The organism is Flavobacterium myungsuense, from assembly GCF_042677265.1.
GTDB lineage: Bacteria > Bacteroidota > Bacteroidia > Flavobacteriales > Flavobacteriaceae > Flavobacterium > Flavobacterium myungsuense.
Map to the genome: position 1 here is coordinate 416,908 of NZ_JBHTIZ010000005.1, position 18,056 is coordinate 434,963.

Here is an 18,056-nt window from a genome sequence, read left to right on the forward strand (position 1 = left end):
GATTAACCAGAAAAAAGAATAAACGAATAAATATTAAAAAAAATATGTCATCAAACAAAAAATACTGGAAAAGTGTTGAAGAACTAAACGAAAATAGTTCTATTGTTGAGGCACTTAGAAATAACGAATTTGTTGAAGAAATTCCAACAGATGAATTTTTAGGAGATAAATCTTCTTTGTCATCTTCCTCAACTACTCGTCGTGATTTCTTAAAGTACGTCGGATTCAGTACAGCAGCAGCTTCTTTAGCGGCTTGCGAAGGTCCAGTTCACAAATCGATACCTTATGTAGTTCAACCAGAGCAAATAATTCCTGGTATTGCTGATTATTATGCAACATCTGTTTTTGATGGATTTGATTTTGCAAATATTTTAGTAAAAACACGTGAAGGTCGTCCTATTAAAATCGATAACAATAAAATAGAAGGTGCAAAATTTGCTGCTAATGCTAGAATTCATGCCTCTATTTTGTCTTTATATGATAGCATGCGTTTAAAGCAACCTAAAATTGCTGGAAAATCAGCTTCATGGGCAGAGGTTGATGCTAAAATAAAAGCTAGTGTTACAGATGCTAAGGCTAAAGGGAAACAGGTTGTTTTACTAACCAATACTTTAGCAAGTCCTTCTACGGAAAAGTTAATTTCAGAATTTATTGCAAAGAATCCAACGGCAAAACATGTTATATATGATGCAGTTTCTTCATCTGAAGCTTTAGATGCATTTGAAACTGCTTATGGAGAAAGAGCTTTAGTTGATTATGATTTTTCTAAAGCATCTTTAATAGTTTCAGTTGGAGCTGATTTTCTTGGAGATTGGCAAGGAGGAAGTTATGACTCAGGTTATGCAAAAGGAAGAATTCCTCAAAACGGGAAAATGTCACGTCATTTTCAGTTAGAATCGAATATGACATTAACTGGTGCTGCTGCAGATAAGCGAGTGCCGATGAGTGTTGCTAATCAAAAACAAGCTTTAGTTAAAATTTATAATGTTATTACTAACGGAACGATAGCTACATCAAAAATTGAAAATGAAGATGAGGTTATTAAAGCTGCAAAACAACTAAAAGCAGCTGGAAGTAAAGGAGTTTTAGTTTCTGGTATTCAAGATAAAAATGCCCAATTATTAGTTTTAGCAATTAATCAAGCTTTATCTAGTGAAGCATTCTCTACTGCAGGAACAAGACAAATAAGAAAAGGTTCTAACGAAAAAGTAACACAGTTATTAGCTGATATAAAAGCGGGAAATGTTCATACTTTAATTATGAGTGGTGTTAATCCTGCATATACTTTACCAAATAGTGCAGCATTTACAGCTGCTTTGAAAAAAGTTTCGCTATCGGTTTCTTTTTCACTAAAAGAAGATGAGACGGCATCAATTTCCACAATTGCTGCTGCAGTTCCTCATTACTTAGAATCTTGGAACGATGTAACAATTACTAGAGGTACATACGGAATAACGCAACCAACTATCCGACCATTATTTGATACGAAGCAGTTTCAAGATGTTTTGCTTTCATTAAATGGAACTGTTGGAACTTATTATGATTATTTAAAAGCGAATTCTTCTGCATTAATTGCTGGAGCATCTTGGAATAAAGTATTACACGATGGTATTTATGTAGGAGTATCATCTGCAGCAACTCCAACTTCTGTTAATTATGGTGTAGCTGCAAGTGCATTAGCAAATACTAAAAAAGCTTCAGGTCTGGAGCTATTATTATATACTAAAACAGGTTTGGGTGATGGCCAACAAGCAAATAACCCTTGGCTTCAAGAGTTTCCAGATCCTATTACTAGAGTTTCTTGGGATAATTATGTAACAATTTCTAGAGTTGATGCTGAAAAAGCAGGACTAGAAAATCATAATGTTGCTGACGGAGGTTTAAACGGAAGTTATGCAAATTTAACTGTTAATGGAATTAATTTAGAAAATGTACCAGTAATTATTCAGCCAGGTCAAGCTGTTGGTACTTTAGGATTAGCTTTCGGATACGGAAAAAAAGCGGCGCTAAAAGAAGAAATGCAAGTAGGTGTTAATGCTTACACATTATACAATAACTTTAATGATGTTCAATCGGTTTCTATAAAGAAAGCTGATGGTGAGCATGAGTTTGCATGTGTTCAATCTCAGAAAACCTTAATGGGTAGAGGAGATATTATTAAAGAGACTACTTTAGAAATTTTTAATTCGAAAGATGCAAAAGAGTGGAATGAAGTTCCAAAAGTATCTCTAGATCATAAAGAAGTTGATGCAACATCAGTAGATTTATGGACTTCTTTTGACCGTTCTGTTGGACATCATTTTAATCTTTCGATAGATTTAAATGCGTGTACTGGATGTGGGGCTTGTGTAATAGCTTGTCATGCAGAAAACAATGTTCCTGTTGTAGGTAAAGAAGAAGTAAGAAAGAGTCGTGATATGCATTGGTTGCGTATAGATAGATATTACTCTTCTGAAGAAACTTTTGCTAAAGATGATGAGAAGAAAGAAGGGTTTAATGGTTTATTCGGAGATAAAGGATCTTTAGGTGGCTTTGGTCAAATGGAACAAGCAGCCGACAATCCTCAAGTAGCTTTTCAGCCTGTAATGTGTCAACATTGTAATCACGCACCTTGTGAAACAGTTTGTCCAGTAGCCGCTACATCTCATAGCCGTCAAGGTCAAAACCATATGGCTTATAACAGATGTGTTGGAACTAGATATTGTGCTAACAACTGTCCGTATAAAGTGCGTCGTTTTAACTGGTTCCTATACAACAAAAATAGTGAGTTCGATTATCACATGAATGATGATTTAGGTCGTATGGTATTAAATCCTGATGTAAATGTTCGTTCACGTGGAGTTATGGAAAAATGTTCTATGTGTATTCAAATGACACAAGCTACCATATTGTCTGCAAAAAATGAAGGAAGAACTGTAAAAGATGGCGAATTCCAAACTGCCTGCTCAAATGCTTGTTCTTCTGGAGCTATGATTTTTGGAGATGTTAATGATGCAGCAAGTAAAGTAGCTGATTTGGCTCAAGAAGATAGAATGTATCATTTACTAGAACATGTTGGTACAAAACCAAATGTGTTTTACCATGTTAAAGTTAGAAACACGTAATAAAAATTAAAAATCAATTTAAAGGATTATGTCTCATATATACGATTCAAGTATTAGAAAACCTTTAGTTATAGGTGATAAAACATATCACGATGTAACAGTAGACGTTGCTGCTCCAGTTGAGGGTAAAGCGAACAAGCATTGGTGGATAGTGTTTTCTATTGCATTGGCCGCTTTCCTTTGGGGATTAGGTTGTATTATTTATACTATATCTACTGGTATAGGAACTTGGGGATTAAACAAAACTGTTGGTTGGGCTTGGGATATTACTAACTTCGTTTGGTGGGTTGGTATTGGTCACGCAGGAACTCTTATCTCAGCAGTACTATTATTATTTCGTCAAAGATGGAGAATGGCAATTAACCGTTCAGCGGAAGCGATGACTATTTTCTCTGTTATTCAGGCAGGTTTATTTCCAATCATTCACATGGGGCGTCCTTGGTTAGCGTATTGGGTATTGCCAATACCAAATCAGTTTGGATCTTTATGGGTAAACTTTAACTCACCATTACTTTGGGATGTATTTGCAATATCTACTTATCTTTCGGTATCATTAGTTTTCTGGTGGACTGGTTTATTGCCTGATTTTGCAATGATTCGTGATAGAGCTGTCAACCCTTTCCAAAAAAGAATATATAGTATTTTGAGTTTTGGTTGGAGTGGAAGAGCTAAAGATTGGCAACGTTTTGAAGAAGTTTCATTAGTTCTTGCAGGTTTAGCTACACCATTAGTACTTTCTGTGCATACTATTGTATCAATGGATTTTGCTACTTCAGTAATTCCTGGATGGCATACAACGATATTTCCTCCGTACTTTGTTGCTGGTGCTGTATTCTCAGGTTTTGCAATGGTAAATACACTTCTTATTGTAATGAGAAAAGTATCTAACTTAGAAGCTTATATTACAATTCAACATATCGAATTGATGAATATCATCATAATGATTACCGGTTCTATAGTTGGGGTTGCTTATATTACTGAGCTATTTATTGCTTGGTATTCTGGAGTAGAATATGAACAATATGCTTTCTTAAACAGAGCTACTGGGCCTTACTGGTGGGCATATTGGGCGATGATGTCTTGTAACGTTTTCTCACCTCAATTTATGTGGTTTAAAAAGCTTAGAACTAGTATTATGTTTTCGTTCATTATTTCTATTGTTGTAAATATTGGAATGTGGTTTGAACGTTTTGTAATTATTGTTACCTCTTTGCACAGAGATTATTTACCATCTTCTTGGACAATGTTCTCTCCAACATTTGTAGATATCGGAATTTTTATCGGAACTATTGGATTCTTTTTTGTATTATTCTTATTATACGCTAGAACTTTCCCAGTGATAGCTCAAGCTGAAGTTAAAACAATACTAAAAGCAACTGGAGATAATTATATTAAAGCAAGAGAAGCAAATAAACATTCACATCATGAGTAATAAAGTTATTTACGCCATTTATAATGACGATGATATATTGATGGATGCTGTTAAGAAAACACGCGCAGCTCACTATCATATTGAAGAAGTTTTTACTCCATTCCCTGTACACGGTTTGGATAAAGCTATGGGAATTGCACCAACGCGATTAGCAATTTGTGCTTTTATCTACGGTTTGTGTGGTATCTCTTTTGGAACTTGGATGATGAATTATATTATGATTCAAGATTGGCCACAGGATATAGGAGGTAAACCAAGTTTTAGCTATATCGAAAACATGCCTGCTTTTGTGCCAATTATGTTTGAAGAAACTGTTTTTTTTGCTGCACACTTAATGGTTATTACTTTTTATATGAGAAGTAAATTATGGCCTTTTAAAGTTGCAGAGAACCCAGATGTTAGAACTACTGATGACCATTTTTTGATGGAAGTAGCGGTAAACAACAACGAAAAGGAGTTGGTTTCTTTTTTTGAAAAGACAGGAGCAGTTGAAGTTAAAGTAATTGATAAGCATTAATAGTTATATGAAAAGTTTATATAAAATAGCACTTTTAGTATGTATCGCTCTTTTCGTTTCATCTTGTAAAGACAATTTGAAACCTAACTATCAATACATGCCTAATATGTATGAAGCCGTAAGTTATGAAACCTATTCTGAATCGAATGCTTTCAAAAACGGTAAAGAAGGTCAACTTCCACCTGCTGGAACTATTAACAGAGGTTTTGAAGTCTACGATTATCCAAATACTACTGAGGGATACGAGTTGGCTAAAGCAAATTTAAAATCTCCTTTAGATTCTACTTCAGTCGATTTAGAAAAAGCAAAAGGTCTTTATGAAATTTATTGCGCCATATGTCACGGAAATGCGGGAGACGGAAAAGGTAAATTAGTTACTCAGGGAAAATATTTAGGAGTTCCTAATTACAAAGACCGTGTTATTACCACGGGTAGCGTTTTCCATGTCCAAAAATTTGGATTAAATTCTATGGGCTCTTATGACAATCAAATGAGTGCTCACGAACGTTGGTTAGTTTCATCTTATGTAATGAAACTTAAAAGCGAATTATAAATTGTAGAACAAACTGATCTTAATAGATATGTACACATTTTCAAGTAAATTAAAAACATTCTCCATCATTCTAATGATCTTAGGTGTTCTTGGTATAGGATATGGTTTTTACACTGCACCAAAAAATATTGAAGAAGTTGAAAAAATTCTTGCTGCTGATTCTCATGGCGGGCATCACAAAGCACCAAATGCTGAAACTACCGTTCATGAAGAAAGCAGTCATGAATCTTCACATGCTGCAACAGCTCATTTAGATGAGAAAAAAGATATACATGAAGTTTCTTTAGATTCTACAAATGCTGATACAGCTAAAGTTCATGAAGAAGTAGTTGTTGAAACAGTTTCACATACCGCTCACAAAGAAATTAAAAGTATTTCTGCTGAGGAAGCGCACAAAGCACACGAAGAGCATTTAGAGCACGTTTTACATCAATTGCAAAATAAACCTTGGGCTGCTTTTTATGTTGCTTGTATCTTTTTTATGTTAGTTTCATTAGGGGTATTGGCTTTTTATGCTATACAGCAAGTAGCTCAAGCAGGATGGTCTCCTGTATTGTTTAGAGTAATGCAAGGAATTACAGCCTACTTGCCTGTAGGTTCTATTATATTCTTTGTTTTCTTGATTCTATGTGGGTTGCATCTGAACCACCTTTTTATTTGGTTAGATCCTGAAGTGGTGGCACATGATAAGATTATACAAAATAAAGCAGGCTACTTAAATTTTCCGTTTTGGATAATAAGAGCTGCAATTTTCTTGTTGGGTTGGAATCTTTATCGTTATTTTTCAAGAAAAAATTGTCTTGCACAAGATGAATCTAATGATAATAGTTTTTATAAAAAGAATTTCAATATCTCAGCCATGTTTCTTGTTTTCTTTATTGTTACAGAATCTATTATGTCTTGGGATTGGATTATGTCAATTGATCCGCATTGGTTCAGTACACTTTTTGGATGGTATGTATTTGCTAGCTTCTTTGTAAGCGGTATTACTACAATTTGCATGGTTACTTTATACTTGAAATCAAAAGGATATTTAGAAAATGTAAATACAAGTCATATTCATGATTTAGCAAAATTCATGTTTGGTATAAGTGTATTTTGGACTTATTTATGGTTTTCACAATTTATGCTAATTTGGTACGCTAATATTCCTGAAGAGGTAACGTATTTTGTAACGAGAATTGAAATGTATAATCTTCCTTTTTTTGGTGCAGTAGTTATGAATTTTTTATTCCCAATTTTAATTTTAATTAATACAGATTTTAAGAGAATTACTTGGGTTTTAGTTATGGCAGGTACTGTAATTTTATTAGGACATTATATTGATTTCTTTAACATGATAATGCCTTCATCCGTTGGTGACCAATGGTTTATTGGGGTTTCAGAAATAGGATCAGTACTTTTCTTCTTAGGGTTGTTTATATTTGTGGTATTCTCAGCTTTAACAAAAGTTCCTTTATTACCTAAAAGAAATCCTTACATAGAAGAAAGTAAACATTTTCATTATTAATATTTAAAGAAATAAACAGATGACAAGTTTGTTGGTAATTATAGTTTTAGGTTTATTAGCTATTGCATTATGGCAATTAACTAAAATATTCGATTTAACTCAAGTTGGTGTTGCAAATGATGATTCTCAAGTTGCAAACGATAAAGATAACAATGTCCAAGGATACTTAATGTTTGGCTTTTTAGCTTTCATTTATATTTTTACTATATATGGTTTGTTTAAATGGGGCCCCTTGGTACTTCATACTCCAGCATCTGAGCACGGACCTGAAGTAGATAGCTTAATGAATATTACATGGTTAGTTATATTTTTTGTTCAAGGTTTTACCCAAGTTTTACTTCATTATTTTGCTTTTCAATACAGAGGAAAAAAAGAAAATAAAGCTTTATATTTTTCTGATAGTAATAAATTAGAAATTATATGGAGTGCTATTCCAGCAGTTGTATTAGCAGTACTAATTCTTTACGGATTGTATGCATGGAACGACATTATGTTTATTGATAAAGATGAAGAAACGATTGAAATTGAATTGTATGCACAACAATTCAATTGGAAAGCAAGATATTCAGGAACGGATAATGTATTAGGTAAAGCTAATGTTCGTTACATTGAAGGAGTAAATGCTGTTGGGGTTGATTTATCAGATCCAAACGCTCAAGATGATATAGTTGTAACAGAGTTGCATATTCCTAAAGGAAAGAAAATCCATTTTAAAATGCGATCTCAGGATGTATTACATTCAGCTTATATGCCTCATTTTAGAGCTCAAATGAATGTTGTTCCTGGCATGGTAACTGAATTTGCCTATACACCTACTTATACTTCTGACGAATATAGAAATCTGACCTTTATGGTTGAAAAGGTTGCTAATATCAACAAAATCAGAGCAGAGAAAAGTATTGAGCTAGTTGCTAACGGTCAGACTGCTTTAGACCCTTACACTTTTGACTATTTGCTTTTGTGTAATAAAATTTGTGGTGCCTCTCACTATAATATGCAAATGAAAATTGTTGTTGATACTCCTGAAGATTACAAAAAATGGCTTTCAGACAAGCCAACTGTTTCTCAAGAAGTGAAAGTGGCAACTACCAAACCAGCCGATGATTCTAAACCAATGGGTAATGATTCAACAATGGTTAAAGATTCAAAAATAGTTGCGCAAGTGACTACTAAATAATATTTTTAAATTATATAAATAAATATTTTATGTCAGCATCAGCAATAGACCACTCAAACGAGCATGCGCATGATCACGATCACGAACACCATCACAAAGACACTTTTATTACTAAGTATATTTTTAGTATAGACCATAAAATGATAGCCAAACAATACCTTATTACTGGTATTTTAATGGGTATTATTGGTGTTGCAATTTCTTTACTTTTCAGATTGCAATTAGCTTGGCCTGAACAATCTTTTAAGATTTTTAGTATTGTTCTTGGCGATTCATATGCTCCAAATGGAGTTATGGCAAATGACCGCTATTTAGCATTAGTAACCATACATGGAACCATAATGGTTTTCTTTGTACTAACGGCAGCCTTAAGCGGAACTTTCAGTAATTTATTAATACCATTACAGATTGGAGCCCGCGACATGGCATCAGGATTCTTAAATATGGTTTCTTATTGGTTGTTTTTTACATCCAGTATAATTATGGTTTCCTCTTTGTTTGTTGAGTCAGGGCCTGCATCTGCTGGTTGGACTATTTACCCACCATTAAGTGCTCTAGAACAAGCTATTCCTGGTTCTGGAATGGGTATGACTTTGTGGTTGGTTTCAATGGCAGTATTTATTGCATCTTCCTTAATGGGATCATTAAATTATATTGTTACTGTTATCAATTTAAGAACAAAAGGTATGTCCATGACAAGATTGCCACTTACGATTTGGGCTTTCTTTGTTACTGCAATAATTGGAGTTATTTCATTTCCAGTTCTTCTTTCTGCAGCTTTGTTATTAATTATGGATAGAAGTTTCGGTACTTCATTCTTTCTTTCAGATATTTATATAGCTGGTGAAGTTTTACACTATCAAGGAGGGTCTCCAGTTTTGTTTGAGCACTTGTTTTGGTTTCTAGGACATCCTGAAGTGTATATTATTTTACTTCCTGCGTTAGGGATTACTTCAGAAGTTATAGCAACCAATTCTCGTAAACCAATTTTTGGTTATAGAGCAATGATTATGTCTATTTTAGCTATTGCTTTTTTATCAACTATTGTTTGGGGTCACCACATGTTTTTATCTGGGATGAATCCTTTTTTAGGTTCTGTATTTACATTTACAACATTGTTAATTGCTATTCCATCTGCCGTAAAAGCGTTCAATTATATTACTACACTTTGGAAAGGAAACTTACAATTAAACCCTGCTATGTTGTTTTCAATTGGATTAGTTTCAACTTTCATCACCGGAGGTTTAACAGGAATTATTCTTGGTGATAGTACATTAGATATAAATGTTCATGATACTTATTTTGTTGTAGCTCACTTTCACTTAGTAATGGGTATATCTGCTCTTTACGGAATGTTTGCTGGTATTTATCATTGGTTTCCAAAAATGTTCGGAAGAATGTTAAACAAAAATCTAGGTTATATTCACTTTTGGGTAACAGCTGTTTGTGCTTATGGAGTATTTTTTCCGATGCACTTTATAGGTTTAGCTGGTTTACCTAGAAGATATTATACCAATACTAACTTTCCATTATTTGATGATTTACAAAACGTAAATGTGCTAATAACTATTTTCGCTTTAGTTGGAGGAGCTTTTCAGTTGGTATTTATTTATAATTTCTTTAGTAGTATTTTCTACGGAAAGAAAACAGTTCAAAATCCGTGGAAATCGAATACTTTAGAATGGACTGCACCAATCGAACATATGCACGGGAATTGGCCTGGAGAAATACCTCATGTTCACAGATGGCCTTACGATTATAGTAAACCAGGGCATGATGAAGATTTTGTTCCTCAAAATATACCAATGAAAGAAGGTGAAGAGCAATTGCATCACTAGAATTTGTAAAATATATAAAATGCCTTTCCGAAATGAAAGGCATTTTTATTTGCGCAAAACTTTGTTACATTTGTAGGATGAATGAAAATCTAGACCCAACAAATAACAACTATAATCATGAAGAACTTGATCTCGAAAAAAGATTAAGGCCTCTATCATTCGATGATTTTTCAGGACAAGATCAAATATTAGAAAATCTAAAAGTTTTTGTTGAAGCAGCTAATCAAAGAAATGAAGCTTTAGATCATACATTATTTCATGGTCCACCAGGATTGGGTAAAACCACTTTAGCAAATATTTTAGCTAACGAATTAGGAGTTGGGATCAAAATTACATCGGGGCCTGTACTAGATAAGCCTGGCGATTTAGCTGGATTGCTCACTAATCTTGAAGAACGTGATGTTCTTTTTATAGACGAGATTCATCGACTAAGTCCAATTGTTGAAGAGTATTTGTATTCCGCCATGGAAGACTTCAAAATAGATATTATGATTGAATCTGGTCCAAATGCTAGAACGGTTCAAATCAATCTCAATCCATTTACTCTAATTGGAGCTACAACTCGTTCAGGGCTATTAACCGCACCTATGCGCGCGAGGTTTGGAATACAAAGCCGATTGCAATATTATACTACAGAACTTTTAACAACTATTGTACAACGTAGTTCATCTATTATAAAAATGCCTATAACTATGGAGGCAGCTATAGAAATTGCAGGTAGGAGCAGAGGAACGCCTCGAATTGCAAATGCTTTGTTGCGTCGCGTTCGTGATTTTGCACAGATTAAAGGAAATGGTAAAATAGATATTGAAATTGCACGCTATTCTCTTAAAGCATTACATGTTGATGCACACGGTTTGGATGAAATGGATAATAAAATTTTGAACACCATAATCGATAAATTTAAAGGAGGACCAGTAGGATTGTCTACATTGGCAACAGCAGTATCAGAAAGCAGTGAAACTATTGAAGAAGTATATGAGCCTTTTCTCATTCAGGAGGGATTCATCATGCGAACTCCTAGAGGTCGTGAGGTTACTGAGAAAGCCTACAAACATTTAGGAAAAGTTAAAACGAACGTTCAGGGCGGACTTTTTTAATTTTTTAAACTATTAAAATTAAGTTTCATCAAGATATTTCAAGCTTAATTTCCTTATTCCCTTAATGGTTTAAATCTATCTATAGAAGAATTGTTTAATAATAAAGAAAAATATTCTCAATTCATCAAATCCGAAGCATTACGCCTTGGTTTTTTGTCTTGTGGGATATCCAAATCTGGTTTTTTAGAAGAAGAAGCACCTCGTTTAGAAAGATGGCTGAACCAAAATCAGCACGGTCAAATGTCCTATATGGAAAATCATTTTGACAAACGATTGAATCCTAACTTGCTTGTTGATGATGCCAAAAGCGTAATTTCTCTACTCCTGAATTATTACCCTTCTGAATTTCAAAATGAAGAAAGCTATAAAATATCCAAATATGCTTACGGACAAGATTATCATTTTGTTATAAAAGAGAAATTGAATCAATTACTCCATTCTATTCAGTCAACTATAGGAGAAGTTTCCGGTAGGGCTTTTGTTGATTCTGCACCGGTTTTAGACAAAGCTTGGGCAGCTAAATCAGGATTGGGTTGGATTGGGAAGAATAGTAATCTAATAACAAAATCAGTTGGCTCATTTTATTTTATTGCAGAACTTATTATTGATTTAGAATTAGAATATGACAACTCAACAACCGACCATTGTGGCACTTGTACGGCTTGTATTGATTCCTGTCCAACAGAAGCCATAGTAGCGCCTTATGTTGTTGATGGAAGTAAGTGCATCTCCTATTTCACAATTGAACTTAAGGAAAATATTCCGAGTGAAATGAAAGGGAAATTCAACGATTGGGCTTTTGGTTGTGATGTCTGTCAAGATGTTTGCCCTTGGAATAAATTCTCAAAACCTCACAGTGAACCTCTTTTTAATCCCAATCCTGATTTGCTATCAATGGACAAGAAAGATTGGGAGGAAATTACGGAAGAAACATTCAAAAAGGTATTTAGAAATTCTGCTGTAAAAAGAACAAAATTTGAAGGGTTGAAACGAAATATTACTTTCTTAAAGTAGATTCTCTTTCAATGATTCCAGTTGCTAATTCAACCGTTCTAGGCTTGAAAAGAAGATTGTCTTTATGGCAAATCATTTCCTCTAAGAGCAAATCAAATGCAACAACTCCCATTTCATAACTCGGCTGATCAACGGTGCTTAATTTTGGGGTAATCACTTGTGACATAAACCAATTGCTGAATCCTATCACTGCAATTTGATTAGGAACTGGAATGCCTTTTTCGTTGAAATAGGCCAAAACTCCTACGGCAACCAAATCTCTCAGCTAACGCGAGCTTCTAGCTCGTGTCCACAACAAATATTAAATAAATTTACTATTTTTACCTTATATGAGTACAAAATATAAATTTGGAGAAAAATCTGGAGCTTATTTTATAAGTTTTGCGACGGTTAATTGGATAGACGTTTTTACGAGAGATGTTTATTTTTCATGTCTTACGGAATCTTTAGATTATTGTAGAAAAAGTAAAGGAATGGAAATATATGGTTATTGCATTATGCACAGCCATGTACATTTAATATTTCGTTCGGCATTAAATGACCCATCCGGATTAGTTCGAGATTTTAAAGGTTTTACTTCAAGAAAGTTATTAAAATTAATAGAAGAGAATCCGCAAGAGAGCAGGAAAGAATGGTTGCTTTGGATGTTTGAAAGAGCAGGAAAGAAAAACAGCAATGTAAAGTTTAGACAGTTTTGGCAACAAGACAACCATCAAATAGAAATTTGGTCATTGAATGTTTTTGAGCAAAAATTAGATTACATTCATAACAATCCTGTTGAAGCAGGTTTTGTTACAGACCCAATAGATTGGAAATATAGTAGCGCAAGAAATTATGGTAATAATGATCAAACTGTTTTGGAAATAGATTTAAATTGATTTTGTTTGTGGTCACGAGCTAGAAGCTCGCGCTAGCGGGGGATTGGCAAATTGTTAGTTATACGAATAATTTAATTCAATTAGTTGATGTAAGTAGTGCTACTGGAGTAACAAAATATTTGACATTTCAAAAAAATTAAGAATACAAAATCCCTAAGTGCTTGTATGTTTTAATATTACAGTTCAACTTTAACTGAGCTCAAACTATTTATAAAACATAAGTGCAAAAAATAAGCAATGTATTAATTACCAGGATAATAGCCCAAAAGCTTGTCCTGGTTTTTTCTTTTATTGACCTTTGTCAAAGGTTTTAGATTTAGACTATAGTTCATTATTAAAACACTATCCAAAATGACCAAACCAACAAAATCAGTCAAAGTGTTTTAAAAAAATTGACACCCTAAAACTAAAACGAGATACAACCAAAACACCAATACTATGATTTATTACTTTTATTCCAGAACGTCAACGTTTTTACAAAATTCAGCAAGACAAATCGAAACATTCAAAAATCAAGAAGGGTTTGATTCTTCAAAATTATTTATTGAACGTATTCAAGGTAATGTTCCATTTATGGAACGCCCAGAAGCAGTAAAAATGTTTGACACCATAACTAACCAATCAGAAAGATGTACTGTGGTGGTAGATAGTATTGACCGCCTTGGGAGAAACCTCATTGATATACTACATACTATTGACCTATTCACCAAAAACAAAATCAATTTGAAGTCAATCAAAGAAGGCTTTACCACTCTACTAGATAACGGAGATGTTAATCCTATGGGACAACTTGTTATTTCCTGTATGGGTTCAATATCCGAATTAAATCGTAATCAAATCAAACAAAAATCTCTGGAAGGCATTAGGGTTGCGCAGGCTTTAGGCAAGTATCAAGGCAGGAAAATCGGTGCGACTCAAACGGATGAAAAGCTATTGCAACGCCACCAAACCATTGTAAAGAAGTTACAGAAAGGAATTAGCATTAGAGATATTTCAGAGATTACAGGCGCATCTAGTGCAACCATTTGCAAAGTAAAAAAAGTAATGATTAATCGAAAAATGCTAGTGGCATGATACAAGTGGACCTAACAGCAATTCACCGTTTGATGATTAGAAACTACGGTAGCAGAAACATGATAGTTGATACGCTGGTTGAAAGCAAAAACTTCATAAGACCCAAGGAACTTAAGATAACATTTGATTTTGACCCACAATGTCATTTGGATTTGCAACGCCTAAACAAAAGACTTAGCAGACATATTGAAGGGGTTAAGAATTTTTATGTGAGCGTCAACAACAACAAAATTGAGATTTTGGTTGTGATGTATTATGGAAGAAAGTTGAAAGATTACGATTTTGAATTTAGCGAAAACTAAGATATGAAAAAAACTGAAATATTAAAAAGTAAAACAACTACATTTTTTCTTGCTCCAATAATCACCTAACCTATAGGTGACTATAAAAGTATGAACACCACCATTATATTTACTAAAATCATTTACCGATAAATCGTAAGAGTACCCTGCTAAAAAATTTTCAAAAAATCTAAACCCAACAAATCCACCAATTGAAGCATTCATTTCAAAGTTAAGACTTGTGACAAGTTTATCTTTCCAATCTAGGTTCAAAGCTATCAACGTAGATATTGGAGCGCCATCGGTAATCCTTGTTACAAAATTTGGTTTAAGAAATATTTCATCATCTACAATTATTTTATATGCACCAGTAATAAAGTAGTATGGATTTTTATTTGCTATTTGATTGTTTCTATTATTAATATATACTGTTTTCAGCATGTTTGGAATAGACAGACCAATTGCCCATTTTTCATTATATACATATGCTCCAGAACCAATCATTAGATTACTTTGAGACACATTTCTATCAGCTAAATCATTTTCGTTTGGATTCTGAATAACAAATTGGTTATAATCAATGTTGAATAAATTTACACCAGCCTTTAACCCTAAAGACAATCTTATGGTTTCACTAAGGTTTAAATGATAAGCAAAATTGCCGTTAATATTATTTTCGCTAACGGCTCCAATCTTGTCAGACATTATGTCAAAACCTGCTCCCGTATTAGAATTTGACAATATACTGTGACCCGATAAGAGCAGTGTTTTTGGAGCACCATCAAAACCCACCCATTGTGTGCTGTATATAGAATTAATTGTTAATCCATCATAGGAACCCGCATAAGCTGGATTGTACATTATCGGATTAAATGTGAAAACGGATAATTTTGGGTCACTTTGGGAGAGTACAATAACTGGGTTAAATAAAAACAACAATATTAAGGTTTTATATGACTTCATATACCAATGTTATTGATTATTGTTTATATATAAAAACCCTTTTAAATCTCTATTTTTATTGCGATACAAGTCATAATAAGTTAGAACATAGAAGTAGGTTCCAGTAGGTAAAAATTCATTCAATTTATATACACCTTCAACATTTGATTTTCCTATAAAAGTATTTTGAATATTATCATAACTATCTCCTCTCCAGACTAATTTACCATATCGATTAAAAATTTGAAAATCGTTTTTCGGGAAAGTTTCAATATTTTTTATGACAATAAAATCATTTAAGTTATTGTCGTTTAAAGTTAAAATATTGTTTATTTCGAGAGTACAATTTAATAATGTAACATCAACTTTTGTTCTAGTAGAGCTGTAACAACCTGTTAAAGCACTGTAATCACTAGCGTACAGATTTTCTCCATCTTCCAATAGATTCGTATTAGGCAGAATATTACCCCCAAGGTTTGAATCATACCATGTTAATGTATTTAAGTTATTAACTATAACGCTACTTATTGTTGGATAATCTTCCTTGCAAAATATTTGATTACCGTCACCTGTTGGAGGATTTGAATCATTTATTTTGATAATAACTTCTAGTCTGTTTAGACTTTTACATCCAGTTGTTACATCAATGGCTTCAGCGAAGTATGAAACATTGTCTATCAATGGAGTATTTGAAATCAATGGATTACCTCCAGTTATACTTGTATACCATTTTACATTTGGTTGGCTTAGTATTAAGTTTGAAACTCTTGGGTTATCAATTTTACAAAACTCTTGGAAACCACTTCCCGTTGGTGTAGGTACTACAGTTATTGTAACCAGAACAGGTGTTCTAATAAGTGATTCACATCCATTAATGGTTTGCGAAGCATAATATGTAGAGCCATTTATTAATGAAGTTGCGCTGATTAATGGTGCACCACCAGTTGCTGTAGTGTGCCATTGAATATTTTGTCCACTTATTGTCAAATTTGTAACCGTAGCTGAATTACAAAACAATTGATTGGAGTTTCCATTTGGAGAAGCGGGGGTATTAATTATAACATTTACTGGAAGTCTAGTTAAACTTTCACATCCATTGATTGTTTGACTTGCATAATAGGTTGTTCCATTTGCCAACGCAGTTGTGTTTGCGAAAGGAGTTCCTCCAGTAGCTGTAGCATACCAGCGAATATTAGAACCTGTAACTAATAAATTGCTAATAGTTCCAGAATTACAAAAAGTTTGTGTTGAAGTTCCAGTTGGAGTTGATGTAACATTAATAGTAACTAATACAGGAAATCTATTTGGACTTAAACAGCCATTTACTGTTTGATTTGAATAATATGTATTGCCATTCACCAAGGGAGTAGTATTTGATAAAGATGTTCCTGCAGAAGCTGAAGTATACCATTGAATATTTGAACCAGTAGCTAATAAACTAGCTATCGTTGCTGAATTACAAAAAGTTTGTGTTGAAGCTCCTGTTGGTGCTGAAGGTGAGTTTGTTACTACTGTAACGGGGAATCTTACAGAGCTTTCACAACCGTTTATTGTTTGAGTTGCATAATATACAGTTCCATTAATTAATGATATAGTGTTTGCTAAAGATGTACCTCCAGTAGGTGAACTATACCATTGGATATTGGAACCAGTAGCGGATAAATTTGCTATAGTTGATGAATTACAAAAGGTTTGAGTGGATGAGCCAGTTGGGGAAGATGGTGAATTTACAATAATAGTCATTGACGTTGAATTGGCACATTGACCAGCTAATGGTGTAAAAGTGTATACTGTTGTTAAAGAATTATTTATTACAGGTGTCCAGGCACCTGTTATACCATTGTTAGAAATTGTTGGAAGAATGAAATTATTACCACAAGTTATTGGGCTTATTTGGGTGAAATTAGGCGTAGTAGAATTAGATACATTTATAATTTGGGTGTATTTGTCTGAACAACCCCAATTAGTCAATACAGTTAAAGTTATAGTGAATGTACCAAATTGATTGTACAGATGACTTGGATTTATTAAATTACTTGTTGTCCCATCTCCAAAATCCCAACTATAACTTACAATACTAGAATTGTAAATATTTAAAACATTTGAAGTATTGTTAGGTGTTATATTTTCACCTAAACAAATATCATTTACACTGAATTGAGCTATAGGATTTGGATATAATGAATTTAATAATATTGGTTGTACTCCTGTAGTATTGTAATCTATTATAATACCATTTTCCCCTGCATTTGAACCATGGGAAATACCTGAACCATTTCCAGTTAAACCATTTAGTCCTCCTGATACATCAATATTTAGTATAGAATTTTGTAAATTATGCATAACAATGCCACCACCACCGCCACCACCAGGACCATGTGGGTCACTTAAATCATACAATGTATTTCCTCCCTTACCTCCTTTAGATTGTATATTTATTGAAGTATTATTTGAAGATTGAGAAGTTAAAATTAGTATTGAGCCACCTGAACCACCACCCCCTGCGCCATCAGGATTAACAGCAAAAACTCCTGGTTCGCCATTAAAACCATTTGATAAAATCTGTCCGTTTCCAATTATTTCTTGTGCATTAATCATAATAATTCCACCACCAGGTCCTCCTTTAACTCCTGTTG

The 18,056-nt window shown here is 33.6% G+C and carries 15 protein-coding genes; 12 read left to right on the plus strand and 3 right to left on the minus strand.

What is annotated here, in order from left to right; translation table 11 throughout:
- Positions 1-44 precede the first annotated feature (44 nt).
- The 9 genes from ACFQ0S_RS02320 to queG all read left to right on the plus strand — a co-directional run bounded on the left by ACFQ0S_RS02320 (position 45) and on the right by queG (position 12,245).
- Positions 45-3,104 carry a TAT-variant-translocated molybdopterin oxidoreductase gene (locus ACFQ0S_RS02320; RefSeq protein WP_379752810.1) on the plus strand — a complete coding sequence of 1,020 codons (3,060 nt, stop codon included), beginning with the start codon at positions 45-47 and terminating at the stop codon, positions 3,102-3,104.
- Between the two features lie 28 nt (positions 3,105-3,132).
- Positions 3,133-4,536, plus strand: coding sequence for an NrfD/PsrC family molybdoenzyme membrane anchor subunit (nrfD, locus tag ACFQ0S_RS02325; RefSeq protein WP_379752813.1), 1,404 nt, complete (start codon positions 3,133-3,135; stop codon positions 4,534-4,536).
- The gene (locus ACFQ0S_RS02330; protein WP_379752816.1) at positions 4,529-5,053 is read left to right on the plus strand and encodes a DUF3341 domain-containing protein; all 525 of its coding nucleotides are present in this window, start codon (positions 4,529-4,531) and stop codon (positions 5,051-5,053) included. The genes nrfD and ACFQ0S_RS02330 overlap by 8 nt, the downstream gene beginning before the upstream one ends.
- A 7-nt stretch (positions 5,054-5,060) precedes the next feature.
- Complete coding sequence (locus ACFQ0S_RS02335) at positions 5,061-5,606, plus strand: c-type cytochrome (RefSeq protein WP_379752819.1); 546 nt, start codon at positions 5,061-5,063, stop codon at positions 5,604-5,606.
- 28 nt (positions 5,607-5,634) lie between these two features.
- Entirely contained in the window at positions 5,635-7,116 is a 1,482-nt protein-coding gene (locus ACFQ0S_RS02340; protein WP_379752822.1) for a quinol:cytochrome C oxidoreductase, read from the plus strand.
- A 19-nt stretch (positions 7,117-7,135) separates the two neighbouring features.
- The gene (locus tag ACFQ0S_RS02345) at positions 7,136-8,293 is read left to right on the plus strand and encodes a cytochrome c oxidase subunit II (RefSeq protein ID WP_379752825.1); all 1,158 of its coding nucleotides are present in this window, start codon (positions 7,136-7,138) and stop codon (positions 8,291-8,293) included.
- Positions 8,294-8,322: 29 nt separating this feature from the next.
- A complete protein-coding gene (locus ACFQ0S_RS02350; RefSeq protein ID WP_379752828.1) occupies positions 8,323-10,131 on the plus strand; it encodes a cytochrome c oxidase subunit I in 1,809 nt (602 codons plus the stop codon).
- 77 nt (positions 10,132-10,208) lie between these two features.
- Positions 10,209-11,231: a Holliday junction branch migration DNA helicase RuvB gene (gene ruvB, locus ACFQ0S_RS02355; RefSeq protein WP_379752831.1), complete on the plus strand. Its 1,023-nt coding sequence runs from the start codon at positions 10,209-10,211 to the stop codon at positions 11,229-11,231.
- A gap of 90 nt (positions 11,232-11,321) precedes the next feature.
- Positions 11,322-12,245, plus strand: coding sequence for a tRNA epoxyqueuosine(34) reductase QueG (gene queG, locus ACFQ0S_RS02360; RefSeq protein WP_379752834.1), 924 nt, complete (start codon positions 11,322-11,324; stop codon positions 12,243-12,245).
- Here queG and ACFQ0S_RS02365 read toward each other — a convergent pair.
- Positions 12,229-12,501, minus strand: a complete 273-nt coding sequence (locus ACFQ0S_RS02365) for a substrate-binding domain-containing protein (protein ID WP_379752837.1) — start codon at positions 12,499-12,501, stop codon at positions 12,229-12,231. The two genes, queG and ACFQ0S_RS02365, sit on opposite strands and share 17 nt — an antisense overlap.
- A 73-nt stretch (positions 12,502-12,574) precedes the next feature.
- Here ACFQ0S_RS02365 and ACFQ0S_RS02370 point away from each other — a divergent pair, with 73 nt between their 5' ends.
- The 3 genes from ACFQ0S_RS02370 to ACFQ0S_RS02380 all read left to right on the plus strand — a co-directional run bounded on the left by ACFQ0S_RS02370 (position 12,575) and on the right by ACFQ0S_RS02380 (position 14,499).
- Positions 12,575-13,123 carry an REP-associated tyrosine transposase gene (locus ACFQ0S_RS02370; RefSeq protein ID WP_379752840.1) on the plus strand — a complete coding sequence of 183 codons (549 nt, stop codon included), beginning with the start codon at positions 12,575-12,577 and terminating at the stop codon, positions 13,121-13,123.
- Positions 13,124-13,561: 438 nt separating this feature from the next.
- Positions 13,562-14,197 carry a recombinase family protein gene (locus tag ACFQ0S_RS02375; RefSeq protein ID WP_379752843.1) on the plus strand — a complete coding sequence of 212 codons (636 nt, stop codon included), beginning with the start codon at positions 13,562-13,564 and terminating at the stop codon, positions 14,195-14,197.
- On the plus strand, positions 14,194-14,499 hold the full coding sequence (locus tag ACFQ0S_RS02380) for a hypothetical protein (RefSeq protein WP_379752846.1): 306 nt from the start codon (positions 14,194-14,196) through the stop codon (positions 14,497-14,499). The genes ACFQ0S_RS02375 and ACFQ0S_RS02380 overlap by 4 nt, the downstream gene beginning before the upstream one ends.
- A 21-nt stretch (positions 14,500-14,520) precedes the next feature.
- Here ACFQ0S_RS02380 and ACFQ0S_RS02385 read toward each other — a convergent pair whose 3' ends face one another.
- Positions 14,521-15,441 (minus strand): PorP/SprF family type IX secretion system membrane protein, encoded by a 921-nt coding sequence (locus ACFQ0S_RS02385; RefSeq protein ID WP_379752849.1) that lies wholly within the window; start codon positions 15,439-15,441, stop codon positions 14,521-14,523.
- 9 nt (positions 15,442-15,450) lie between these two features.
- Positions 15,451-18,018, minus strand: coding sequence for an Ig-like domain-containing protein (locus ACFQ0S_RS02390; protein WP_379752852.1), 2,568 nt, complete (start codon positions 18,016-18,018; stop codon positions 15,451-15,453).
- Between the last annotated feature and the right edge of the window lie 38 nt (positions 18,019-18,056).

Bases quoted from the DNA above. Each gene is read 5' to 3' on its own strand.
- ACFQ0S_RS02320 (WP_379752810.1), top strand. From the start codon at position 45: ATGTCATCAAACAAAAAATACTGGAAAAGTGTTGAAGAACTAAACGAA.
- nrfD (WP_379752813.1), top strand. From the start codon at position 3,133: ATGTCTCATATATACGATTCAAGTATTAGAAAACCTTTAGTTATAGGT.
- ACFQ0S_RS02330 (WP_379752816.1), top strand. From the start codon at position 4,529: ATGAGTAATAAAGTTATTTACGCCATTTATAATGACGATGATATATTG.
- ACFQ0S_RS02335 (WP_379752819.1), top strand. From the start codon at position 5,061: ATGAAAAGTTTATATAAAATAGCACTTTTAGTATGTATCGCTCTTTTC.
- ACFQ0S_RS02340 (WP_379752822.1), top strand. From the start codon at position 5,635: ATGTACACATTTTCAAGTAAATTAAAAACATTCTCCATCATTCTAATG.
- ACFQ0S_RS02345 (WP_379752825.1), top strand. From the start codon at position 7,136: ATGACAAGTTTGTTGGTAATTATAGTTTTAGGTTTATTAGCTATTGCA.
- ACFQ0S_RS02350 (WP_379752828.1), top strand. From the start codon at position 8,323: ATGTCAGCATCAGCAATAGACCACTCAAACGAGCATGCGCATGATCAC.
- ruvB (WP_379752831.1), top strand. From the start codon at position 10,209: ATGAATGAAAATCTAGACCCAACAAATAACAACTATAATCATGAAGAA.
- ACFQ0S_RS02370 (WP_379752840.1), top strand. From the start codon at position 12,575: ATGAGTACAAAATATAAATTTGGAGAAAAATCTGGAGCTTATTTTATA.
- ACFQ0S_RS02375 (WP_379752843.1), top strand. From the start codon at position 13,562: ATGATTTATTACTTTTATTCCAGAACGTCAACGTTTTTACAAAATTCA.
- ACFQ0S_RS02380 (WP_379752846.1), top strand. From the start codon at position 14,194: ATGATACAAGTGGACCTAACAGCAATTCACCGTTTGATGATTAGAAAC.
- ACFQ0S_RS02385 (WP_379752849.1), bottom strand. From the start codon at position 15,441: ATGAAGTCATATAAAACCTTAATATTGTTGTTTTTATTTAACCCAGTT.
- ACFQ0S_RS02390 (WP_379752852.1), bottom strand. From the start codon at position 18,018: ATGATTAATGCACAAGAAATAATTGGAAACGGACAGATTTTATCAAAT.